The sequence below is a fragment of the Sphingomonas sp. genome (genome assembly GCF_025362505.1).
In the GTDB taxonomy this organism is placed as follows: Bacteria; Pseudomonadota; Alphaproteobacteria; order Sphingomonadales; family Sphingomonadaceae; genus Sphingomicrobium.
The window spans coordinates 1-22366 of record NZ_JANYGG010000014.1 but is presented as its reverse complement, the minus strand read 5'-3'; the positions used below and the strand labels follow the sequence as shown (position 1 = coordinate 22366).

The following is a 22366-nucleotide window of genomic DNA, read 5'->3' as shown; positions in this document are numbered from 1 at the left end:
TCAGCCTCCCATGAAAGATAGTTGCTGACGAACGAACGGCGCGTCGGGCGCGGCCGGGGCGAGCGCGAGGTAGCGGGCATAGGCTACGCGGGCCTCGGCGGCGCGCCCGGCCTTCTGTAGCATCACCCCGTGCCAGCGCCACGCATCGGGCGGTGCATCGGGATATTGAACGGCAGCGGCATAGCCCTGCGCGGCGCGGTCGGCGTCATGCTGTTTCAAGTCGCCGCGCAGCCGCCAGATCTCGGCCTCGGCGAAGCGCAGCGGTCCGCTCCAGCCATCACGGGCGAGCGTTTCGACGATGTAGAGCGAGGCGCCCGGATCGTTGAGCTTGATCTGGTCGTCGAGCAGCATCGGCCGGATGCCACCGATCGCGGTGAGGTAGCGCGCGCGGCCGTCATCATAGGCCCTGCCCGGCACGGTCACCTCGGCGGCGGAAGCGCGGAGGTCGGCCATGCGCGATTCGGGCGCGGGGTGGGTTTCGAACAACGAATAGCCGCGGTCGCGATGCTTGCGGCGGTATTTGGCCGACAGGTCGAGCTCGGCGATGAGCTGCGCCCATGTTTCGGGCATGGCGTTGGGCGCATAGCCAGCTTCGGCGAGTAGGCGAATGCCGGTCGCGTCGGCCTCGGCCTCGAGCTCGCGATTGTAGCGGAACAGCGTGAAGATCGTGCCAAGCTCGGCGAACTGCTGGATATTTCCAGTGTAGATTCCCGCCGCGCCGCCGGCCATGCCGCCGATCAACGACAGCGCGGCGAAGATGTCGGATTTCTTTTTCTGGTCGCGGAACTGGCGAAGCTGGTGCTTGCGCAGGAAGTGACCGCTTTCGTGGGCGATGACCCCGGCGAGCTGCGCCTCGTTGCGCATCCGCAGGAGGAGGCCGGAGAAGACCACCGCAAACCCGGTCGGAAACATCATCGCGTTGAATTCAGGAACGCGCGCAAGGTAAATGCGCATGTCCTTCGCGGCCGGCCCCCCGACCTTGCCGATCAGCCCTTGCAAGTAGCGCGTGACGCCGACGTCCTTGATGAGGATGTTCGACCCGGCGATTTCCTCCTCGACCCGTTCGACCTGCTGCCACAGGCCTTTTTCGTCGGCATCGACCGGACGATAGCCGGGGCCGATCAGCGGCTGCATGTCGCGCGGGAGGATGCGGGCGGCGGCGATCCCGGTGCCAAGGCTCGCAGTGAGCGCGCCGGCGCCGCCCAGCACTGCCCGCCGGCTGAGCGTGCTCATTGCCGGAGCCCTGCGGCGCGCGCCGCCTCGCGTCCCGGCTTCATCCGGCCGAGCAACCGTTCGACCATCTGGTCAGCGCCGGCCTGCGTGCGGATGTCGCCGAAACCCATTCCGGGGATCTGGCTTCCGGTCTGGAGGACGTTGAACCACACGACTTCGCCGGAGCGGAGGTTGACGAGGCTGGCGTAAGCGAGCTGGCCGCTCCCGCCCGATGGTGCGCAAAAACCGATGAAGCAGCCTGCGACGCCGAGGATCTGCATCGCCACGCGCCCGGTCGATGCAACCTGGTCCTCGGCATGGAGGAACAGCATATAGTCGAACCCGGTCTTGCGCCCAAAGGCGATGGCGTCTTCGCCCAGCGTATAGTCGAGCCCCATGCGGCGCTTGGTCGGGAGATATTGCCCGCCATATTTATGCTCGGCGATCGCCTGGTCCACGGCGAAGTTGAGCCGTTCGAGCTCGGCGACGGTCTCGGCATCGGCTCCCGGCACCGAACTGCGTCGTTCGGCGATGAACAATTGGCCGCCGCGCCCGCCTTGCTGGTTGCGCAGCGCGGTGACAATTGCGGTCCGCGCGGCCTCGGTCCAGTCGGCGCGCTGCTCGACGACGCCGCCGGTCGTGACCGACCCGACGCTGACGTCGGGGCGCAGCACCAGCAGGCGATAATCGCCTTGCGGCGGGGTGAACTGCAGATCGGCATATTGCTTGGTCTGGACGCAGCCCCCGAGGCTGGACACGGCGGTCAGCGCGAGAAGCAAGCGGCGCATCGGCTCTCCCTCGGGCATCCTGAAGCCCCATCCCGATGTTGCCCTCACCGTTCAAAAAGCGCAACCCCTCAACGACTTACCGCGCCGGGCAGGTCACTCCGGGCACGCTCATCAGGCAGCTTCCATCGATTGCACCGCGCTCGATGGGGACGCCAATCCACGCTGCCAGGGTCGGCGCAATGGCAATTGTCTCGATCGCCGCCTCGCTCGCTACCGCGGGCATGCCGGCGCGCCAGAACAGGATCGGCACGCGGCGATCATAGTCCCACGGACTGCCGTGCGTCGCGACATAGGATTTGGTGTCGGCGATCGGCGTGACCCGGCGGCGCAGCAGGACGACGAGATCGCCCGAGCGCTGGTCGTCGAACGACGCGCGCGCTCGCTCGATCATGCTCCACGCGTCGGGCGAGCCGGTTGAAAGCTTCGCGCGGCGGAGCTGGTCGTGGGTAAAGGCGGCCTCGACCTGGGGATGCGCCTGATAAAGCGCGACCGCGGCGGTCAATGCGCGCTTGCGGTCCGCGGGGGCCAGTGCGCGATCGAGGTAGATGTCGCCGAACGGCGAGTCGCCGATCAGGACCGGACCCTTGAGCCCGAGCTCAGCCGCGACCGCCTTGCCGACCTGGGCGGGGAACAGCGCGGGATCGACCCGCGCCGCGTCGTGGATCCCGGCGGCCTGCTGGCGCTCGGGGACGTCATTCCCGCCATGGTCGGCGGTCAGCACGACCGCATAGTCGAGCCCCTGCCGGTCAAGTACAGCAAAGAAATCACCGAGATCGCGGTCGAGCGAGAGCAGGTTGAGGCACATCTCCTGCCCCTCGGTGCCATAGCTGTGGCCGACATAGTCGGTCGCCGACGCGCCGATCGCGATCAGGTCGGTCGCCTTGCCCTTGCCGAGCTTCATTTCCTGAATGAGACCGGCGGCGAGTGCCAGGGTGGCGCCGTCGAACTGGGGCGAGGCGCGGAAGCTGCGCGCGTCCCCCGCGACGCGCGCGAAGGCCCCTGCCCCGACCGGCATGCCGCCGCCCTCGATCGCGACCGATTTGGACTTGGCGACGCACAGCGGCGGCGCCTCGAGCGGGTCGGCGGGCGCGGCGAGCAGTTTCGCCACGGCGGCGTTGGTCGCGGCGACGACCGCGGGCGCGCGCACCCCGACGAGGTCGGTGGTGTATCTCTTGCCGTCCCAATACCAGCGCTGGTCGGGACGCTGGCCGCTCATCATGACCGCCGCGCGGTCCTTGCCGGCGACGGCGACCGAGCGGCTCGCGGGCGAGACCTGCTTGAGCCGCTCGCCGAGCGTCGGCACGCGCAGGTGGAGCGGCGAGACGGTGTAATGGCTCGTCGATGACCCGGCGACGCGCTCGTCCTCGGCGCAATAGACCCCCTTGTCGGAGCGCGCCTGCGACAGGTCGAACCAGTTGTTGGCGATAATCCCGGTCCGCGCCGGGCGGTCGCCGGTGAGGATGGTCGAATGACCGGGGCAGGTCTCGGTCGCGGCATGGCCCTGATAGCCGTTGCGAAACGCCGCACCCGACGAGAGCCGGGCAAGCCCGCCGGTGAAGCTACCGCGATATTCGTCGAACAGGTCGGACGAGAATTGATCGACCGAAATGGCGATGACCAACTTCGGCGGGGCGGCGAATGCGGGAGTGGCGAGCAGAGTCGCCCCGAGCAGTCCCGTCAACGTCTTGCGCATGGTTTCACTCCAGGGGATCTAACTCAACTTCGCCTTGAGCCGTTCGTTGACGATGCCGGGATTGGCCTTGCCCCCCATCGCCTTCATCGTCTGGCCGACGAAGAAGCCGAACAGCGCTTCCTTGCCCGCCTTATATTGCGAAACCTTGTCAGCGTTGGCAGCCAGGATACCGTCGATGATCGCATCGATCTCGCCGGTGTCCGAGGTCTGCTTGAGCCCGCGCTCCTCGACGATCGCGGCGGCGCCCTGCCCGGTGTCGAGCATGATTTCGAACACCTGCTTGGCGAGGCTGCCGGAGATGGTGCCGTCGGCGACGAGGCTCAGCAATTCGGCGGCGTTAGTCGGCGTTACCGGGCTGTCCTCGATCGTGCGTCCCGTGCGGTTGAGCGCGCCGAACAGCTCGGACGCGACCCAGTTGGCGGCCTGTGGTGGCGGCGCGCCGGCGTCGAGCAGCTGGTCGAACCATCGCGCGATCTCGACCTCGGCGGTCAGCACCGAGGCGTTGTAGGCGCCGATGCCGAGGCCCTCGAACCGTTTCCGTTTGGCGTCGGGGAGCTCGGGAAGCGATTCGCGGCAAGCGACCAGAAAATCCTCGTCGAGCTCGACCGGAAGCAGGTCGGGATCGGGGAAGTAGCGGTAATCATGCGCGTCTTCCTTCGAGCGCAGCACCCGCGTGACGCCCTTGTCGGGGTCGAACAGCCGGGTTTCCTGCGCGACCTTGCCGCCGCTCTCGATCAGCTCGACCTGACGGCGCGCCTCATGTTCGACCACCGCCATCACGAAGCGGACCGAATTGACGTTCTTGGTTTCTGTGCGGGTGCCCAATTCCCCACCGGGCTTGCGCACGCTGACATTGACGTCGGCGCGCATCGATCCCTCTTCCATATTGCCGTCACAACTGCCGACATAGCGCAGGATCGCTCTCAACTTACGCAGATAAGCACCTGTTTCGGCTGGTGAACGCATATCAGGGCGCGACACGATCTCCATCAGCGCGACGCCCGAGCGGTTCAGGTCGACATAGGACATCGTCGGATGCTGGTCGTGCATCAGCTTGCCTGCGTCCTGCTCGATATGGATGCGTTCGATGCCGATCCGCTTGACCGAATCTTCGTCCTTTTCGTCAACCAGCACATCGATCGCGCCCTCACCGACGATCGGGTGGTAGAGCTGCGAAATCTGGTAGCCCTGCGGGAGGTCGGCGTAAAAATAATTCTTGCGATCGAAGCGCGACCATTTGTTGATCTGCGCGCCCACCGCCATCCCGGTGCGCACCGCCTGCCGGATGCACTCGGCGTTGGGCACCGGCAGCATCCCCGGCATCGCCGCGTCGACCAGGCTGACCTGGGTGTTCGGCTCGGCCCCGAACGCGGTCGCTGCACCCGAGAACAGCTTGGCGTTCGACACGATCTGGGCGTGCACCTCGAGGCCGATCACGACCTCCCACTCGCCGGTGTCGCCGTGGATGCGGTAGTCGGTCACTGGGCGTTTTCCTGCGTTTCGGTTCGCTCGATCGGGAGATTGCCTTCGCACCAGCCAATCACGCTGTGGCGGAGGCGCGGCCGCACGTCGGGCCTGACGAGCGCGAAATTAGTTTCGAAGAAGCGATCTAGCTCCGCATTCCAGCTGTTGTAGATCTCGAGCCCGTCGGGCGCGACGCGGCCGAGGCGATAGCCATGGCGTTCGGCGAGGAGCATCGCCGCGCGCATCGAGGACCCGTTGACCAGCCAGCGCCAATTATATTCGAACTGGACGATGCCGACCGCGCGCTGGGCGAGCAGCGGCTCGATCCCGCGCAGGACCTCAAGGTCGTGGCCCTCGGTGTCGACTTTGATGAGGTGGACCTCGCCCCCGCCGTGCGTGGCGTGAAAGTCGGCGCCGGTGGTCAGCGCGACCTTGATCGTCTTTCCCGCTGGCGCGCCGGTCAAGTTGAGGCTGTTGGTCCCGGCGTGCGACCCCATTACCTCGAATTCAGCGCTCCCCGCCTTGCTCGACAGTGCGATCTGCTCGACGGTCACTTCGGCGTTGTCGCCATATTTGTCGCTTAGCGAGGTGAAGGCAGTTGGGGTCGGCTCGAACAGGTTGATCCGCACGGCCAGACCCTGGTTCGCGGCCGCAGCGAGAAGCGTATCGGTCCATTCGCCAAGGTTGGCGCCGACGTCCCACGCGCGAAACGGCGCAGCTTCGGGAAAAGCTGCGATCGCCTGCTCGATCAGCGTCTTCTCACCATTTGTCTGGATCGTATTTTGGCCCTCGCCCCGCGCGGCTGTGTAGAGCTTGCGGCCCAGGCGCCAGGCGCGGCGCCGGCCAAGCAAGCGAACCAGCCCGTCGGTGAGGCCATGACCTGACGCGGGTCGGAAAACACTCACCACCATTTCTCCGCTTTGTGGGTGAACCCGGCGCGCTCCTCGATGGCGAGGGCGGCGTTGAGGACACCCTGTTCGTCGAGCTCGCGGCCGATGAGGTGGAGGCCAAGCGGGAGGCCCTGCGCGTCGAGGCCGCCGGGGACCGACATAGCGGGGAGGCCAGCGAGGCTCGCGGGGACGGCGAACACGTCGTTCAAGTACATCGCAAGCGGGTCGCTCATCTTTTCGGCCAGCCCGAATGCCGCCGAGGGGGCCGTCGGGGTGAGGATGAAATCGCACTTCTCGAAGGCGTCGGTAAAATCACGCTTGATCAAGGTGCGGACCTTCTGCGCCTTGGTGAAATAGGCGTCGTAGAAGCCCGCCGAGAGAACATAGGTGCCGATCATGATGCGGCGCTTGACCTCGGCTCCAAATCCCGCGGCGCGGGTGGCGGCGTACATGTCGTCGAGAGTTTTGACCCCCTCCTCGCGCAACCCGTAGCGAACGCCGTCGTAACGAGCGAGGTTCGAGGAGGCCTCGGCGGGGGCGATGATGTAGTAGGTCGGCAGCGCGTGGGCGGTGTGGGGAAGCGAGATCTCAACCGGCTCGGCGCCCGCGTCGCGCAGCCATTCGACCCCCTTGTCCCACAGCGCGTCGATCTCGGCGGGGACGCCATCGATGCGATATTCCCTGGGAATACCGACGCGCTTACCCTTAAGATCGCCTGACAAATCCGCTTCCCACTTGGGAACGGGGACGTCGAGCGAGGTCGAATCCTTCTTGTCGAACCCGCTCATCACTTCGAGCATGATCGCGCAGTCGCGGACGGTCCTGGCCATCGGCCCGGCCTGGTCGAGCGACGAGGCGAACGCGACGATGCCCCAGCGCGAGCAGCGGCCGTAGGTCGGCTTGATCCCGCAAATGCCGGTGAAGGCGGCCGGCTGGCGGATCGAACCACCGGTGTCGGTGCCGGTGACTCCGGCGGCGAGTCCGGCGGCGACGGCGGTGGCGGATCCGCCCGACGAGCCGCCCGGGGTCAGTGCCGCGTTACTGCCGTCATTGCGACGCCACGGGCTGATCACCGGGCCGAAGGCACTGGTCTCGTTCGACGAGCCCATCGCGAACTCGTCCATGTTGAGCTTGCCGAGCATCCCCGCGCCGGCCGCCTTGAGCTTGCCCGAGACGGTCGATTCATACTGCGGCTTGAAGCCTTTCAGGATGTTCGACCCGGCGGTCGTCTCGACGCCTTCGGTCGCGAACAAATCCTTGATGCCGAGCGGGATGCCGGCCAGTGCTCCTAACCTGTCTCCGCTGGCTCGTGCCTTGTCGGCGGTATCCGCCGCGACAAGCGCAATCTCCGGGGTTTCAATGGTGTAGGCGTTGAGCGGGCGCCCCGCCTCGACCGCGGCATTATAGGCAGTCGCAACCTCGCGGGCCGAAAATGACCTTGCGGCAAGCCCTTCGCGAAGCTCGGCAATCGTCTTGGCGGTAAGTTCGGTCACTATTCGATCACCTTGGGAACGGCGAAGAAGCCGTGCTGCGCGTCGGGCGCGTTGGCGAGGACCTTGTCGCGGACGTTGCCGTCGTCGATGACGTCGTCGCGCAGGCGCAGTTTCTGCTCGATCACGGCGGTGAGCGGCTCGACCCCCTCGGTGTCGACTGCCGACAGCTGTTCGACCCAGCCGAGAATCTGGTTCAATTCGGGGACGAGCGCCTCGATCGCCTCGTCGCTCATCGCGATCCGCGCGAGCTTGGCGATGTGGCGGACTTGCGTGGTATCTACACTCATGAAGGCGCGCCTATCAGCGGGTCAGCGGTCGGGCAAGCTTGCCGGGCCGGTGCCCCTCCCCTAGGCCGCCCGCCATGTGCGCGCGCCGCTTTTTGCTGTTCATCTTCTGGATGATCGTCCTCGCCGTCGCCGCGGGCTTCGCCATCTATCAATATGGCGGGAGCGTGCTGGCGAAGTCGATGACGCCGGCCGGCCACTTCGCCCCGCCGCCGGTGCGCTCGGGCCCCGATTATCACGCCGATCTCAGCTGGCTCGCGAAGCCGGGACTCACCGATGACCCATCGCGATGGCTTCCCGCCGGCGTCACGGCGACGAGCACAGCGCGCCGGGCAGCGGTGTTTTACGTCCACCCCACGACTTACCTCGATCGCGACAAGTGGAATGCCGCGGTCGACGAGGGCGGCGACACCGCATTGCGCGACGCGCTGTTTGTGCGCAGCCAGGCGACCGCCTTCGCCGACGTCGGTGAAATCTGGGCGCCGCGCTACCGCCAGGCGGCGTTCGGGGCGTTCCTGCTCAACAGCGAGGACGCCACCCGGGCGCTCGACCTTGCTTACGGCGATGTGCTCAGCGCGTTCGACACGTTCATCGCCGCCCAGCCGAAGGACCGGCCTGTCATCCTCGCCGGACATAGCCAGGGGGCGCTGCTCGTGTCGCGGCTACTGGTCGATCGGCGGGATGAGCTGAAGCGGCGATTGGTCGCGGCTTATGTCGTCGGGTGGCCGCTGTCGAACGCCGCCGACCTTCCCGCGATGAGACTCATCGCGTGCGAAAAGCCGGCGCAGACCGGATGCCTGCTGTCGTGGATGAGTTTCGGCGAGCCGGCCAATGCCGCGCTGATGCTCGGCAATTGGAGCGGGACCAAGGGACCGACCGGGAACTCGCGCACGCAGGACGATATCGTCTGCGTCAATCCGCTGACTGGCACGCGCGATGGGGCCGCTGATCCGGCGGCGAACCCCGGGACGCTCGTTCCGACCGCCGATTTCGCCAGCGCGACGTTGCTGCCGCAAGCCGTCGGCGCGCGGTGCGAGCATGGGTTGCTGATCGTCAACGGCGCGATCCCGCCGCTTGGGCCCTATGTGCTGCCCGGCAATAATTTCCACGTCTATGATTACGCCCTGTTTTGGGGCGCGATCCGGGCCGATGCGGCGCGGCGGGTGGCGGCATGGCATTAACCTTGGCTCCGGCCGAGTTCGCCGACGCGGTGGCGAGCGCCGGGAAGTTGGCCGGGCTCGATGTCGGGACCAAGACGATCGGTCTGGCGCTGTGCGATGCGATGTGGAGCTTCGCCGGGCCGTCCGAAACGATTCAGCGAACCAAGTTCGGCGTCGATTTCGCGCTGCTGCGCGCCTTCATCGCCAGGCATGGCGTGGTCGGGCTGGTGGTCGGCTTGCCGCTCAACCTCGACGGGAGCGACAGTCCGCGCACCCAGTCGGTGCGAGCCTTCGCGCGCAACCTCCTTCCCCTCGATCTCCCTATCCTGCTGTGGGACGAGCGCTGGTCGACCCAGGCGGTCGAGCGGGCGATGATCGCCGCCGATGTGTCGCGGGCCAAGCGCGCGGCGGCGGTCGACAAGCTGGCTGCGGCGCATATCCTGCAGGGCGCGATCGACGCGCTGGCCAATTTGCCGCGCGACGACTAGGTCACGCCCTCATGCACCTGCTCTCGATCGACAATCTCTTGGACGCGCAGATCGGCCTCATCCTCGACGAGGGCGCGCGCTGGTTCGCCTATAATCGCCAGCCGCGGCGCAATGCCAGGCGGCTCGACGGGCTGACGATCATCAACGCCTTCTTCGAAGATTCGACGCGCACCCTGCTGTCGTTCGAGATCGCCGCCAACCGGCTGGGCGCTCAGTCGGTCGCGATGCAGGTCGAGCGGTCGAGCATCAAGAAGGGCGAGACGCTCGAGGATACGGCGCTCACGCTCAACGCAATGCGCCCCGATGCGCTCGTTATCCGTCATCGCGACGTCGGCGCGCCGGCGAGTATCGCGGCGATCATGGATTGTCCGGTCATCAACGCCGGCGACGGCATCGGCGAGCATCCGACCCAGGCGCTGCTCGACGCCGCGACGATCCGCCAGCGGTTCGGCCGGATCGCCGGGCTGAAGGTCGCAATCTGCGGAGACCTCAAGCATAGCCGGGTGGCGCGGTCTAACGTCAAGCTGCTCAGTCGGCTTGGAGTTGAGTTGCGGCTCGCCGGTCCGCCGTCGCTGATGCCCGACGACCTGCCGCGCTCGGTCGCTTCGATCGACGAGGCGGTGGACGGGGCCGATGTGGTCATGATGCTCCGCGTTCAGCGCGAGCGGATGACCGAGGATCTGGGCGATGCGCCGGGGGAATATCTGGCGCGCTACGGCCTCACCGCCGAGCGGCTGGCGCGCGCCGCGCCGCACGCCGCGATCATGCACCCCGGTCCGATCAATCGCGGGGTCGAGATCGCGGGCGCGCTGGCGGACGATGCGCAGCGCTCGCTGATTACGCTCCAGGTCGAGATGGGGGTCGCGGTGCGGATGGCCTGCCTCGACCTGCTCACCGCCGAACGAGTCGCCGCAGCCTAGAGCCTGATCGGTTGAGGCGGAAGTGCATTGCGCTTCCACCGAAAGCGTGAATCAGGCTCTAATCATAGCTTAGACCGCTTCAGCCGGCTTTCTGCTGGCCGATCGGGACGACCTTGTCGGCTTCGGCCGGGGGGTCGAGCGGAATATTCTTCTCGAAAGCACCGATAATCGCGCCGAGCGCGGCTTCGGCCCCGGCGTCCTGTCCGTTGGCGTCGATCAGCGTCCACGGCGCCCAACGCGTGTCGGTGTGGGACAGCAGGTCGGTCCACGTCGCTTGCCGCAGCTCGCGCGTCGGCTGTCCACGACGATCGCCGGATGGGGCGAGCCAGCGCCGCCACGGATCGGCGTCGCGTTTCGCGATCCGGCGCGCCTGCACCTCGGCGGTGACGTGGAAGAACAGCTTTACGATCAGCGTGCCATGATCGCGTTGCTGCGCTTCGAATTCGTTGATCTCGTCGCAGCGGCGAGCCCAGGCCTTGTCGGCAAGGCGGCCTGCGAGCCGCTCGTCCGCAACGTACCGATACCAGCTGCCGTGGAACAGCGAACTGGTACCTGCGCCGGGCAGGCAGCTCCAGTAAGCGGCGAGCCAGTGGCGATCCTGGTCGGGGGCGGACAGGCAGTGAGTGGCGAAGGCGCATGGATCCCAGGCGCCGGCGAGGCCGCGGACCGCGCTGCGCTTGCCGCACGCATCCCAACCCTCGAACAGGATGATCGCGCGGCGGCGGTGGACGATCTGGGCGAGCTGGAGGTGCGCCAGCCGATCAGCCAAGGCGCCGGGCTCGGCGCCGCCAGCCGAGTCGCCTCGTTCAAATTTCGTTAAATCGATTGGCACGGGCGGATGCGTATCGCATCCGGATTGGGGCCGCAATCAGCCCGACCGGATCAGCTTCCCGCTTTGGGACCGGTCTTGGGACCATCGGCGACAAGGCGGATCGACAATTCCTTGAGCTGGCGGTCGCTGACCGGCGCGGGCGCGTTCATCATCAGGTCCTCGGCCTTCTGGGTCATCGGGAAGAGGATTACTTCGCGGATGTTGGGCTCGTCGGCCAGCAGCATGACGATGCGGTCGATCCCGGGCGCAGAGCCGCCGTGCGGGGGGGCGCCGTACTTGAACGCGCCGATCATCCCGGGGAAGCTTTCGTCGACTTGGTCGCGCGTATAGCCGGCGATTTCGAACGCCTTGTACATGATGTCGGGGCGATGGTTGCGGATCGCGCCCGACGACAGTTCGACGCCGTTGCAGACGATGTCATACTGCCACGCGAGGATGTCGAGCGGGTTCTTGGACTCGAGCGCCTCGAGCTCGCCCTGGGGCATTGAGAAGGGGTTGTGGCTGAAGTCGACCTTCTTGGCTTCCTCGTCATATTCAAACATCGGAAAGTCGACGATCCAACAGAATTTGAACGAGCCTTGCTCGATCAGCCCGAGTTGCTCGGCGACGCGGGTGCGCGCGAGCCCGGCGAGCTTGGCGGCCTGCGCCTCGGGCCCAGCGGCGAAGAACAGGCCGTCGTCGGGGCCGAGGCCGAGCTCGGCGGCGAGTTTGTCCATGCCCTCGGCACCGTGGTTCTTGGCAATGGGGCCGCCCCACTCGCCGCCCTTGCGGGTGGCATAGCCGAGGCCGGCATAGCCTTCGCCGCGCGCCCAGTCGTTCATCTCGTCAAAGAATTTGCGGCTTTTTTCGGCGGTGTTCGGCGCGGGCACCGCGCGAACCGACATGCCCTTTTCGACCAGCCCCGCGAACAGGCCGAAGCCCGATCCGACGAAGTGCGCGCCGACGTCGGCGATCAACAGCGGGTTGCGCAGGTCGGGCTTGTCGCTGCCGTACTTCAGCAGCGATTCGCGGTAGGGAATGCGCGGGAACTCGCCCGCCGGGGTGACCGACTTGCCGCCCGCGAATTCGGCGAACAGGCCGGCGAGGACGGGCTCGATCGCGGCGAACACGTCGTCCTGCGTGACGAAGCTCATCTCGAAGTCGAGCTGGTAGAATTCGCCGGGCGAGCGGTCGGCACGGGCGTCTTCATCACGGAAGCAGGGGGCGATCTGGAAGTAGCGGTCGAAGCCGGCGACCATGAGGAGTTGCTTGAACATCTGCGGCGCCTGCGGGAGCGCGTAGAATTTGCCGGGGTGGACCCGCGACGGGACCAGGTAATCGCGCGCGCCTTCGGGGCTGGACGCAGTCAGGATCGGGGTTTGGAATTCGAAGAAACCCTGATCGATCATGCGCTTGCGGATCGAGGCGATGACCGCCGAGCGGAGCATGATGTTGGCGTGGAGCCGTTCTCGGCGAAGGTCGAGATAACGGTATTTGAGGCGGATATCTTCGGGATATTCGGCCTCGCCGGCGACCGGCATGGGGAGTTCGGCGGCGGCCGACTGGACTTCGACCTCGCGCGCAAAGACCTCTATATCGCCGGTCGAGAGGCGGGCATTCACCGCGCCGCCCTCGCGCCCGACGACGTCGCCGGTGATCGTGACGACCGATTCGACGCGCAGCGAGTCGAGCAGCGCCAGTGCCTCGCTCCCCGCCTTGCAGACGATCTGGGTCAGGCCATAATGATCGCGCAAATCGACGAACAGCACTCCGCCATGATCGCGCTTGCGGTGGATCCAGCCGGACAGGCGCGCGGTCGATCCGACGTCGGATGCGCGCAGCTGGGCGCAGGTGTGGGTGCGATAGGCGTGCATATTTCTCTCTTCGTCGGCCGGCCGGACGGGGGCGCAAGCAGGCGCGGCGCTTCCCCTCCCCCTCCCCTTTTGTCAAGGCGGGCAAGCCGGGCTATGGCCCCGTCCAACATGAAGATTCATCCCCTGATCGACACCAGCGCCGAGCTATCCGCGCTGTGTCAGCGCCTTTCGCAGCATCCGTTCGTCGCCGTGGACACCGAGTTCATGCGCGAGAACACCTATTGGCCCGAGCTGTGCCTGCTCCAGATCGCTTCGGTCGACGAGGCGGCGGCGATCGATCCGATGGCGAGCGGGCTCAACATGGCACCGTTGCTCGAACTGCTGGTCGACAACCATGACGTGATGAAGGTGTTCCACGCCGGCGGGCAGGACCTGGAGATCGTCTACACGCTGACCGGCAAGATGCCGGTGCCGCTGTTCGATACGCAGATCGCGGCGATGGCGCTCGGTCACGGCGAGCAAATCGGTTACTCGAACCTGATTGAATCGATGCTCGGCCACAGCCTCGACAAGGGCGCGCGGTTCACTGACTGGAGCCGGCGGCCACTCGATAAGCGCCAGATCGATTATGCCATCGCCGACGTCACTCACCTCGCCGAGATTTTTCCGCGGATGGTCGACAAGTTGCGGCGTAACGGGCGCGGGGCGTGGCTCGACGAGGAGATGGAACGACTGGCCGATCCGTCGAGCTTCGCGTTCGATACCGAACATGCGTGGAAACGGCTCAAACTGCCGGGGCGCAACCCGCTGGTGCTCGGGCGGCTGAAGGCGATCGCGGCGTGGCGTGAAACCGAGGCACGTGGGAAAAATCTTCCGCGAGGACGCATCATCAAGGACGATACGCTCGGCGAACTGGCGTCGCATCCACCCAAGTCGCAGGACGATCTCGGCAAGGTCCGCGGGCTGTCGGCGGGCTGGCGTTCGAACGACATCGGTGCACGGCTGATGACCGCGGTCCTCGCCGCCAAGCCATTGAGCGCGGAGGAAATGCCAACGCGCGAGCCGAACCGGCCGGGCCTGACCAAGGATGCCGCGCTGGTCAGCGATCTGCTCAAGCTGCTCCTGAAGATTCGTTCGAAGGAAACCGGGGTCGCGTCGAAGCTGATCGCGCGATCGGACGAGCTCGAGGCGCTCGCGGCTGGCGTGCGCAAGGATCTCAACATCCTGTCGGGATGGCGATTCGAGGAGTTCGGGCGCGATGCGCTCGACCTCGTCGAGGGGCGGCTCGCGTTCGCGACGGAGAATGGCAAGCTCAAGATGACGCGGACGGTGGTGGTGAGCGAAGATGCGTAGGATGGCGCTTCTGCTGACCATTTCGCTGGCCGCCTGCGCCACTGCGAGGCCGGCGATCCCGGTGCGTGGGGAGACGGCTGGGGGCGCCTGCGTGATTGGCGCGGTGGACAGCTACATCGGGTCTCCCGCGAGCGCGGCGCTGGGCGCGGAGCTCTTGGCGAAATCGAATGCCGCCGTTCTGCGCTGGGTGCCGGTCGGAACGATGATCACCCAGGATTTCCGCGCCGACCGGCTGACGGTGCGGCTAGGTCCGGACAACCGTGTAATGGAGCTGCGCTGCGGCTAGGCCATGATTAGGCGCGCTAGCCGAACCGGATCGCCGGTTCGCGGCCCAACGACATTGCCAATTGCCTCAACCGGCGCTCGATCGCTTCGCCGTAAAGTGCCTGGAAACGCGGTGAGATGGTCAGCGTGATGCGCTTCGGGGTCAGTTCGACCCGGCTCTTGCGAAGGAGCGTCTCGGTGCCACCACTGAGCCGCTGGGCGAGACGGATTGCGCGACCCCAGGCAATGGCGCGGTCGTTCTCGCCCGGCGCGAGCAGCACGAGCAGCGACTTGCTGAACCCGCCGTCGCCACCGAACGCCGAGGACAAGGCTCTACCCAGAAGTGCGCGGCCGTGGGCGTCGATGCCGACCCAGTTGCCGTGCACCGCCATGTCGACCGCCCGCTCGGCGCGAAAATCGGGGTGGGCGTTCCAGGCGATGTCCGCGAGAAGGCAGGCGGCGAGGCGGAGCCGGGCGAGCATCGGGCTGTCGTCGAGGAAGAGTGGGGCGATCCACTGATCGAGCGCGGCGCCATGGTCGCCGAACCGGCCGAGCTGTTCGCCAACATCGAGCGCAGCGGCGAGGAGCGGATCCTGCGCCTTGGTCGCTTCGTCGAGATCGCGGAACAGCAACCCCTCGCGCAGGCCATAGGCGCTGACGACGACCTTGCGCGGGCCGAGGAGGTGCATGAGTGCGTCGAGCAGCGCCGCTGCGGCACCCAGCGTCGGCAGGCGGCTACGCGACACCCCGGCGACCTGCTTGACCTCGTCGAGCGGCCGTTCGCGGAGGATGGCGCGCAGCTCGGCGATGCGCATCGGCGTGATGCGATGCTGGTGGACGATCGGGAGCGGGTGCTTGGACAGCTTGAGGTCGAGTAGTCCAAGTGCGCGGAACGACCCGCCGACGAGGTAAAGTCCATTGCCGAGCGCCGCATCGCGCAAGCGGCCCTTGCCCAGCGCGGCGGTGATCTGGGGGATGAGGTCGGCGACGCGCGGGTCTTCACCGACGCGTAATACGCCGAGCGGAAGCGATACCCCCTCCCCGACCGCGCCACGCGCGATGCCGACCAGTTCGAGACTGCCGCCGCCAAGGTCCGCGGCCACACCCATTGCGCGCGGAATGCCCGAAATGACGCCGAGGCCGGCGAGCTCGGCCTCTTCCGCCCCGTTGAGCAACCTTGGCTTCAGACCGAGCGCGGTGACCTTGCGCAGGAAGTCGGGACCATTCGAGGCATCGCGCACCGCTGCGGTGGCCACGGTGTGGAGCTTGCGCAGCCCCATCTCTTTTCCCAGTAAACGGAAGCGGGCGAGCGCCTCGAGCGTTTCCGAGACCGCCTTATCCTCGAGCGCGCCGTTCATGACGAGGCCCTTGCCGAGCGCGGCCATGATCTTTTCGTTGAAAAAGGTGCTGGGGACGCGGGCGCTGCCGCCAAACACCACGAACCGGACCGAATTCGAACCAATGTCGATAATGCCTACCGGGCCGAAGGGGCGGGGGAGCGTTGCGCGCATTTAGCCGCGCTGGGTCAGACGGAGCTTGGGTACGGCCTTGCCGCCCAGCGCCGCGCCACGGCCCGACAGTGATGGGTTGGTCATGAAATAATGGTGGAGGTTGAACGGCCGCTTGCCCGGCTTGACGCGGGTGTAGGTACCCGAAGGGTCGAGCTTCCAGCTCTGCTCATTGTCGATGAGGTTGGCGAGCATGACCTGGTCGAGCACCTGCGCATGCACAGTGGGATTCTCCAATGGCATCATGAACTCCACACGGCGGTCGAAGTTGCGCGGCATCCAGTCGGCAGACGAGATATAGACGCGCGCCCTGGCGCTCGGCAGGCGCGAACCGTTGGCGAAGCACCAGATGCGGCTGTGCTCGAGGAATCGGCCGACAATCGACTTGACCCGGATCCGTGACGAGAGGCCTGCAATGCCCGGGCGAAGGCAGCACACACCGCGGATGATGAGATCGATCGACACGCCCTTCTCGCTCGCCTCGTAGAGCTTGTCGATGACGATCGGGTCGACGAGGCTGTTCATCTTGGCCCATAGGGCGGCCGGCCGGCCCTCGCGCGCGTTGGCGATCTCGATGTCGATCAGGGCGATGATCCGCTCGCGCATATATTTGGGCGACAGGGTCAACAATTCGAGCCCCTTGGGGGGGACATAGCCGGTAATCAGGTTGAACAGTTTCGCGGCATCGCGTGCGGCGCGGCGGCTGGCGGTGAAGAAGCTCAGGTCAGTGTAGATGCGCGCGGTCGTGGGATGATAATTGCCGGTGCCGAAGTGGCAATAGGTGCGCATCGTCCCGCCTTCGCGGCGGAACACCATCGAAACTTTGGCGTGGGTTTTCCACTCGACGAAGCCATAGATCACCTGGACCCCGGCGCGTTCGAGGCGGCTTGCCCAGAGCAGATTCTGTTCCTCGTCAAACCGCGCCTTGAGCTCGACGACGGCGGTGACCGACTTGCCGGCTTCGGCGGCGGCGACCAGCGCGTCGACGATCGCCGATTGCTTGCCGGCGCGGTAGAGGGTCTGCTTGATTGCGACGACATCGGGGTCCTCTGCCGCCTGGCGGAGGAAGGCGACGACCACCTCGAAACTTTCGTAGGGGTGGTGGACGACGAAATCCTTGGCGCGGATCGCGGCGAAACAGTCGCCCTGATGCTCCATCACCCGCTCGGGGAAGCGCGGACTGTAGGGCGAGAATTTAAGGTCGGGACGGTCGACCTCGACCAGTTGCGCGAGGTCGGAGATGCCGATGAACCCGGCGCTTTCGGCGACCAGCGCGACTTCGGCATGAAGTCCGGTGCGGACCATCGCCTCGAGGTCCTCGGGCGTATCGGCGAGAAATTCGAGGCGGATGACGCGGCCGCGGCGGCGACGCTTGATGGCGGTGCGGAAATAGCGGACGAGGTCCTCGGCTTCCTCCTCGACCTCGATGTCGCTGTCGCGGAGCACCCGGAAAGCGCCGCTGCCGAGCACGGTGAATCCGGGGAATAACAGGTCGAACTGGTCGCGGATGAGCGCGTCGATGGCGATATAGCGGTAAGCCGCGCCGGGCAGCCGGATGAACCGCGGCAAGGACTGCGGGATCATCAGCAATTCGACCACCGGCTCACGCTCGACCGGGGTTTCGAGGCTGAAGACCAGACTGAAGGTGCCATTTGGAATGTGCGGGAAGGGATGCGACGGGTCGATCGCCTGCGGGGTCAGCACAGGCAGGATCTGCTCGCGAAAATGCTTGTCGAGCCAGGTTCGTTCGTCGGAGGTCAGTTCCTCGACCGCGAGCACCTCGAAATCGCGCTCGGCGAGACATTCGCGAAGGACGATCCATTCCTTCTGCTGGGCAACGACGAGCGCGTCCGCCTCGTCGGCGATCGCGGTGAGTTGTTGCGTCGGGGTGAGGCCGTCGGTCGAGCGCTCTTCGACGCCGAGAAGTTGCTGGCCCTTGAGGCCGGCGACGCGGACCATGAAGAATTCGTCGACGTTGGAGCCCGAGATCGACAGGAATCGCAGCCGTTCGAGCAGCGGGTGCGCGCCATTCTCGGCTTCCTCGAGCACTCGGCGGTTAAAGGCTAGCCACGACAGTTCGCGATTGAAAAAGCGCTCCGGACCGAAATGGAGCTTCGGCGGCGGGGCAATGGTGATGTCTTCGCGCGAGCTCACGCCGCCTTGCCCTCCGCGATGAGTCCGGCTTCGGCCAGCGCGCGGCGGATGACCGGAAGGGTCAGACGCGCGCGTTCGGCGAAGGCGAACCGGTCGACTGCCTCAACGACACGCTCGGCGGTCCAGTAGCTCCGCTCGACCCGGCTTGCGACGTAGCGCAGTGCGTCGGGCGGCATGAACAGGCCGCGGTCAGCAAAACCCAGCTGGACCAGCGCCGTGAACAGCGCATCGTCGGGTTGGCCGATCCGCACCACCGGGGTAATCGCCAGCCGCGTCCGCAGGTCGGGCAGGCGGATGTCCCAGACCGGCGGCACCTCGTCGGACACGATGACCAGCGGCCGGCCACTGTCCTGCGCAGCGTTCCAGGCGTGGAACATCGTCTCTTCGTCATGGTCCTGCGCATTGTCGAACAGCCGGCCCTTGACCCGCTCGACGAAATTGCGCGCAAGGAGCGAGCGGCCCGATCGCCGCGGGCCGGTCAGGACGGTCGCCTTGACCGGCCACATCGACCATTTGCGAAAATGCTCGGACGCCTCGCGATTGGCGTCGCCAAGGATGAACCGCTCGGCGTCCCCGGCCTGAGGCCAATCGAGCGGGAGCGCAATCTGGTCCGGGCCACGGGTCATGCCACGAGTCATGGGCGCGGCGGCGGCGCGGCACCAGACTGCGGCGCGAGCGGAGCCGAGGGAGCGGTCGGCGCTGTGGACCCGGCACTCCGCGACAGGCGCAGCTGGCCGCTCTCGTAATCGACGCTCCAGCCGCGCGCCATCAGCGCGGCGCGGAGCGCGGAAATGTCGCCATGATAGGCTGCGACGACGCTGCTCGTCCCACCGAGCGCGACACTGGTTTCGGTCACCGAGTCGACCCCGGGTACCGAACGAATGCTGCCAATCGCGTAGGACAGCCACGCCGCGTCGGGCGCGGCAACGAGAAGCTGATACGCTTGGGCGGGCGCCACGTCGGTCACCACTTGCTCTGCGGCTGCTTCTTCCGGCGAAGGCGCCGCTGGCGGCAGGTTGAGCGATCGGTCGCGATGGAGTCGGCCCGAATTGAGAGCCGCGGTGAATAGCTGGTCCATCTGCTGCGCCCCCTTGTTCATCAACGGCTGGAGGTCGCCGCCGTCGCGGTCGTGAATATCGAAGCTTCCGACAACCTCGCCGTCCGGCCCGTGGCGGGCGACGAAATGCGCGCTTGCCGGGCCCCCGGGGAACAGGCGATGAACTTCGACCTGCGCGACGAGGATGTCCGCCGCGCCATAATAATCGAGGATATTGCGCCACCAGGCGCGCCCGGGCCGATCGACCTGCGCGGCGTTGACCAGCAGCGGGTCGACCCCCAACCCCGACGGGCGAACATAGTCGATCGCGCTGGTCGAGGTGCGGAACGACGCCCACGCGCGTTGCCAGGCGTTGCGCGTCTCGAGCGCGGTCGGGGTGCCCCCACTGATCATGACCGGCATCAGCAGCATCGGCTCCGACCGGCGGTTGTCGCCGGCCATGCCGACCAGCGACGCCGCGCGCGAGCGATCAAACAGCACACCCAGGTCGGCGATGTAGCGGCCGGGCCCGATCTGCTCCTTCTCAATACTGATCGAGCTGACGAGATCGTCGAGCGTGGCATCATCGACCGCCGGCGCTTGGTTCAGCGGCGCATTGTTGGCCTTGGCCCAAAGCATCCTGAAGCCGATTCGCTGCGCCTCACGCCAGCCGGCGTAGCGCGCCGCTTCGGCCGTCTCGCCACCGATATCGACGTGGATGCCGCCGACCTCGAGCACACCCGAGCTGTCGAGCGGGAGGATGCCGCGGTCGCCGCTCTCCAGCTGCGCGATGAGCGCACTGCCGAAGCCGGCGATCGCGAGCATGGCGGCGAATAAGGGGAGCGGACGGCGAAACTTCATTGCAGCCCGGCTTTTGGCGATAACGGCGTGGAAAACCAAGCACGATATGGTGATTTGCCTGAGCGGCTGATTCATGCCGCCGGACAAAGCCCAGGCGCTTTCCCCGCCGACGATCAGCCACTATGGCGCCTGCCATGACGCAAAAGCCCATGACCTACGCCGACGCGGGCGTGTCGATCGCCGCCGGCAATGCCCTCGTAAAGGCGATCGGGCCGCTCGCGAAGTCGACCCGGCGACCGGGCGCTGATGCCGAACTTGGCGGATTCGGCGGGTTCTTCGACCTCAAGGCGGCGGGGTACAAGGACCCCTTGCTGGTCGCCGCCAACGACGGGGTCGGGACAAAACTCAAGCTGGCGATCGAGGCCGGGCGACATGACGGGGTCGGCATCGACCTTGTGGCGATGTGCGCCAACGATCTTGTCGTGCAGGGCGCCGAGCCGTTGTTCTTCCTGGACTATTTCGCCACCGGCAAATTGGACAATGACGTTGCGGTGGCGGTCGTCGCATCGATCGCGGAAGGCTGCCGGCAGGCGGGCTGCGCGCTGATCGGCGGCGAGACGGCGGAAATGCCGGGCATGTATGCGCCGGGCGACTATGACCTCGCCGGCTTCTGCGTCGGGGCGGTCGAGCGCGGCGAGGCGCTGACCGGCGCCGAGATCGCCACGGGTGACGTCATCCTCGGCCTCGGCAGTTCGGGGGTCCATTCCAACGGCTTCAGCCTGGTGCGGCGGATCGTCGAGCAGGAAGGGTGGAAGCTCGACCGGCCGGCGCGGTTCGATCCCGACCGCTTGCTCGGCGACGCACTGCTCGAGCCCACCCGGATTTACGTAAAATCGCTCCTTTCAGAGGTCCGCTCTGGACGGATCAAGGGCCTCGCCCACATTACCGGCGGCGGGCTGCTCGAAAATGTCCCGCGAGTGCTGCCCGACGGCGTTCATGCGAAGATCGACGCCGATGCCTGGCCCCTGCCCCGACTGTTCGCGCAGCTGCAGGCCGGCGGGCGGGTCGAACCGGCCGAGATGGCGCGCACCTTCAACTGCGGCATCGGCATGGTCGCGATCGTTCGCGAGGCCGACGTCGAGGCGGTCACCGACGGGCTGGTCTATGCCGGCGAACAGGTGTTCCGCATCGGCTGGATCGAAGACGGCCCGCGCGGCTGCACGGTCGGCGGATCGGCCGAAACGTGGAGCGCGCGCGACACCTGGTCCGCGACCCATGTCCATGGCTGAAAAGGCGCGAGTCGCGGTCCTGATCTCGGGTCGGGGGTCGAACATGGCGGCGCTGATCTATGCCGCTCGCGCAACGGATTGCCCCTATAAAATCGTGCTGGTCAGCGGCGACAAGCCCGACGCGCCGGGGCTGGCGTTGGCCGAGTCGGAGGGCGTGCGAGTGGTTCGCTTCCCCTCCCCAACCGTTGCGACAAAAACGCAATTTTTCAACGACCTCAACCGCGTTCTTCGCGAGGCGTCGGCAGAATACGTCGTGCTCGCCGGGTTCATGCGGATCGTGCCCGACGCGTTCGTCGCGGCGTGGCACGGGCGGATGCTCAACATCCATCCCTCGCTGCTCCCCAACTATCGCGGGCTTCATACCCACTCGGCGGCGCTCGACGCGGGCGATGCCCACGCCGGCTGCACGGTCCACCTCGTCACCGCCGAGCTCGATGGCGGCCCGATCCTTGCCCAGACGAAGGTCGCCATCCTGCCCGGGGACACGGTGGCGTCGCTCGAGGAACGCGTGCGCATCGCCGAGCACCAACTCCTCCCGCGCGCACTCGCCGCCTACGTCAGCCGCGAGCGCGACCCCGAGTGAACTTGGATCATGTCGCGAAGTGGCTGGCAAACGCTGCCAAGCGGTCGCGCCGGCGCGGTTGGGGAAATTGATGACGGTCGCGGACGAGTTTTGAGCGCTTGATTTCGAAAACTGCGGTCCAACTTAGCATTCGAAGGTGTTCAGGATAAAGTCTTGCCAACGACAGACAGCTTTGTATTCACTGAAACCGACTTTCCACAGCGGGGCGATATAAGTGACAGCGCTAGGGTCAGGACCCATTGATTTGAGAGGCGCGATCTGATTCAGGCTCCGCAAGGAGACGGAGCATGAGCAACCTGTACTGGCTGACGGACGAGCAGATGGCGCGGCTTGAGCCGTATTTTCCCAAGAGTCACGGCAG

At 66.4% G+C, this 22366-nt stretch carries 20 protein-coding genes; 7 read left to right on the top strand and 13 right to left on the bottom strand.

The window, feature by feature from the left end; translation table 11 throughout:
• The 7 genes from Q0R27_RS01105 to gatC form a co-directional block, all read right to left on the bottom strand.
• The gene (locus Q0R27_RS01105; protein ID WP_293940247.1) at positions 1–1233 is read right to left on the bottom strand and encodes a M48 family metallopeptidase; all 1233 of its coding nucleotides are present in this window, start codon (positions 1231–1233) and stop codon (positions 1–3) included.
• Positions 1230–2000, bottom strand: coding sequence for a hypothetical protein (locus Q0R27_RS01100; protein ID WP_293940246.1), 771 nt, complete (start codon positions 1998–2000; stop codon positions 1230–1232). The genes Q0R27_RS01105 and Q0R27_RS01100 overlap by 4 nt, the downstream gene beginning before the upstream one ends.
• A 76-nt stretch (positions 2001–2076) precedes the next feature.
• Positions 2077–3693, bottom strand: a complete 1617-nt coding sequence (locus tag Q0R27_RS01095) for an alkaline phosphatase family protein (RefSeq protein ID WP_293940245.1) — start codon at positions 3691–3693, stop codon at positions 2077–2079.
• 18 nt (positions 3694–3711) lie between these two features.
• Positions 3712–5175: an Asp-tRNA(Asn)/Glu-tRNA(Gln) amidotransferase subunit GatB gene (gene gatB / locus Q0R27_RS01090; RefSeq protein WP_293940244.1), complete on the bottom strand. Its 1464-nt coding sequence runs from the start codon at positions 5173–5175 to the stop codon at positions 3712–3714.
• Entirely contained in the window at positions 5172–6062 is an 891-nt protein-coding gene (locus tag Q0R27_RS01085) for an FkbM family methyltransferase (RefSeq protein ID WP_293940243.1), read from the bottom strand. The genes gatB and Q0R27_RS01085 overlap by 4 nt, the downstream gene beginning before the upstream one ends.
• Positions 6059–7540, bottom strand: a complete 1482-nt coding sequence (gene gatA, locus Q0R27_RS01080; protein WP_293940242.1) for an Asp-tRNA(Asn)/Glu-tRNA(Gln) amidotransferase subunit GatA — start codon at positions 7538–7540, stop codon at positions 6059–6061. Before gatA ends, Q0R27_RS01085 begins: the two co-directional genes overlap by 4 nt.
• Entirely contained in the window at positions 7540–7827 is a 288-nt protein-coding gene (gene gatC / locus Q0R27_RS01075) for an Asp-tRNA(Asn)/Glu-tRNA(Gln) amidotransferase subunit GatC (RefSeq protein ID WP_293940241.1), read from the bottom strand. The genes gatA and gatC overlap by 1 nt, the downstream gene beginning before the upstream one ends.
• Before the next feature lie 74 nt (positions 7828–7901).
• Here gatC and Q0R27_RS01070 point away from each other — a divergent pair, with 74 nt between their 5' ends.
• From Q0R27_RS01070 to Q0R27_RS01060, 3 genes are read left to right on the top strand one after another with little or no spacing between them, the layout of a single operon-like run.
• Positions 7902–9005 carry a DUF3089 domain-containing protein gene (locus Q0R27_RS01070; protein ID WP_293940240.1) on the top strand — a complete coding sequence of 368 codons (1104 nt, stop codon included), beginning with the start codon at positions 7902–7904 and terminating at the stop codon, positions 9003–9005.
• A complete protein-coding gene (gene ruvX / locus Q0R27_RS01065) occupies positions 8996–9472 on the top strand; it encodes a Holliday junction resolvase RuvX (RefSeq protein ID WP_293940239.1) in 477 nt (158 codons plus the stop codon). The genes Q0R27_RS01070 and ruvX overlap by 10 nt, the downstream gene beginning before the upstream one ends.
• 11 nt (positions 9473–9483) lie before the next feature.
• Positions 9484–10392, top strand: coding sequence for an aspartate carbamoyltransferase catalytic subunit (locus Q0R27_RS01060; RefSeq protein ID WP_293940238.1), 909 nt, complete (start codon positions 9484–9486; stop codon positions 10390–10392).
• 79 nt (positions 10393–10471) lie between these two features.
• Here the strand turns inward: Q0R27_RS01060 and Q0R27_RS01055 are convergent, their stop codons facing one another.
• Both Q0R27_RS01055 and aspS read right to left on the bottom strand, forming a co-directional pair.
• Complete coding sequence (locus Q0R27_RS01055; RefSeq protein ID WP_293940237.1) at positions 10472–11161, bottom strand: polyphosphate kinase; 690 nt, start codon at positions 11159–11161, stop codon at positions 10472–10474.
• Positions 11162–11274: 113 nt separating this feature from the next.
• On the bottom strand, positions 11275–13077 hold the full coding sequence (gene aspS / locus Q0R27_RS01050; RefSeq protein WP_293940236.1) for an aspartate--tRNA ligase: 1803 nt from the start codon (positions 13075–13077) through the stop codon (positions 11275–11277).
• Positions 13078–13185: 108 nt separating this feature from the next.
• Here aspS and rnd point away from each other — a divergent pair, with 108 nt between their 5' ends.
• Positions 13186–14370, top strand: coding sequence for a ribonuclease D (gene rnd, locus Q0R27_RS01045; protein ID WP_293940235.1), 1185 nt, complete (start codon positions 13186–13188; stop codon positions 14368–14370).
• A gap of 1 nt (position 14371) precedes the next feature.
• Positions 14372–14656, top strand: a complete 285-nt coding sequence (locus Q0R27_RS01040) for an I78 family peptidase inhibitor (protein ID WP_293940234.1) — start codon at positions 14372–14374, stop codon at positions 14654–14656.
• Between the two features lie 16 nt (positions 14657–14672).
• On the opposite strand, the gene Q0R27_RS01035 is transcribed toward Q0R27_RS01040, so the two are convergent.
• From Q0R27_RS01035 to Q0R27_RS01020, 4 genes are read right to left on the bottom strand one after another with little or no spacing between them, the layout of a single operon-like run.
• A complete protein-coding gene (locus Q0R27_RS01035; RefSeq protein WP_293940233.1) occupies positions 14673–16145 on the bottom strand; it encodes a Ppx/GppA family phosphatase in 1473 nt (490 codons plus the stop codon).
• Positions 16146–18296 carry an RNA degradosome polyphosphate kinase gene (locus Q0R27_RS01030; RefSeq protein WP_293940232.1) on the bottom strand — a complete coding sequence of 717 codons (2151 nt, stop codon included), beginning with the start codon at positions 18294–18296 and terminating at the stop codon, positions 16146–16148. It abuts the gene before it with no gap.
• On the bottom strand, positions 18293–18922 hold the full coding sequence (locus Q0R27_RS01025) for a DnaA/Hda family protein (protein ID WP_293940231.1): 630 nt from the start codon (positions 18920–18922) through the stop codon (positions 18293–18295). The genes Q0R27_RS01030 and Q0R27_RS01025 overlap by 4 nt, the downstream gene beginning before the upstream one ends.
• Positions 18923–18930: 8 nt before the next feature.
• Complete coding sequence (locus tag Q0R27_RS01020) at positions 18931–20193, bottom strand: heavy-metal-associated domain-containing protein (protein WP_293940230.1); 1263 nt, start codon at positions 20191–20193, stop codon at positions 18931–18933.
• Between the two features lie 134 nt (positions 20194–20327).
• Here Q0R27_RS01020 and purM point away from each other — a divergent pair, with 134 nt between their 5' ends.
• Positions 20328–21422, top strand: coding sequence for a phosphoribosylformylglycinamidine cyclo-ligase (gene purM / locus Q0R27_RS01015; protein ID WP_293940229.1), 1095 nt, complete (start codon positions 20328–20330; stop codon positions 21420–21422).
• Positions 21409–22005 carry a phosphoribosylglycinamide formyltransferase gene (gene purN, locus Q0R27_RS01010; RefSeq protein WP_293940228.1) on the top strand — a complete coding sequence of 199 codons (597 nt, stop codon included), beginning with the start codon at positions 21409–21411 and terminating at the stop codon, positions 22003–22005. Before purM ends, purN begins: the two co-directional genes overlap by 14 nt.
• Positions 22006–22366 lie beyond the last annotated feature (361 nt).

Bases quoted from the DNA above. Each gene is read 5' to 3' on its own strand.
- gatC (WP_293940241.1), bottom strand. From the start codon at position 7,827: ATGAGTGTAGATACCACGCAAGTCCGCCACATCGCCAAGCTCGCGCGG.
- Q0R27_RS01070 (WP_293940240.1), top strand. From the start codon at position 7,902: ATGTGCGCGCGCCGCTTTTTGCTGTTCATCTTCTGGATGATCGTCCTC.
- Q0R27_RS01025 (WP_293940231.1), bottom strand. From the start codon at position 18,922: ATGACCCGTGGCCCGGACCAGATTGCGCTCCCGCTCGATTGGCCTCAG.
- aspS (WP_293940236.1), bottom strand. From the start codon at position 13,077: ATGCACGCCTATCGCACCCACACCTGCGCCCAGCTGCGCGCATCCGAC.
- purN (WP_293940228.1), top strand. From the start codon at position 21,409: ATGTCCATGGCTGAAAAGGCGCGAGTCGCGGTCCTGATCTCGGGTCGG.
- Q0R27_RS01105 (WP_293940247.1), bottom strand. From the start codon at position 1,233: ATGAGCACGCTCAGCCGGCGGGCAGTGCTGGGCGGCGCCGGCGCGCTC.
- Q0R27_RS01035 (WP_293940233.1), bottom strand. From the start codon at position 16,145: ATGCGCGCAACGCTCCCCCGCCCCTTCGGCCCGGTAGGCATTATCGAC.
- rnd (WP_293940235.1), top strand. From the start codon at position 13,186: ATGAAGATTCATCCCCTGATCGACACCAGCGCCGAGCTATCCGCGCTG.
- ruvX (WP_293940239.1), top strand. From the start codon at position 8,996: ATGGCATTAACCTTGGCTCCGGCCGAGTTCGCCGACGCGGTGGCGAGC.
- Q0R27_RS01020 (WP_293940230.1), bottom strand. From the start codon at position 20,193: ATGAAGTTTCGCCGTCCGCTCCCCTTATTCGCCGCCATGCTCGCGATC.
- Q0R27_RS01095 (WP_293940245.1), bottom strand. From the start codon at position 3,693: ATGCGCAAGACGTTGACGGGACTGCTCGGGGCGACTCTGCTCGCCACT.
- Q0R27_RS01040 (WP_293940234.1), top strand. From the start codon at position 14,372: ATGGCGCTTCTGCTGACCATTTCGCTGGCCGCCTGCGCCACTGCGAGG.
- Q0R27_RS01060 (WP_293940238.1), top strand. From the start codon at position 9,484: ATGCACCTGCTCTCGATCGACAATCTCTTGGACGCGCAGATCGGCCTC.
- purM (WP_293940229.1), top strand. From the start codon at position 20,328: ATGACGCAAAAGCCCATGACCTACGCCGACGCGGGCGTGTCGATCGCC.
- Q0R27_RS01100 (WP_293940246.1), bottom strand. From the start codon at position 2,000: ATGCGCCGCTTGCTTCTCGCGCTGACCGCCGTGTCCAGCCTCGGGGGC.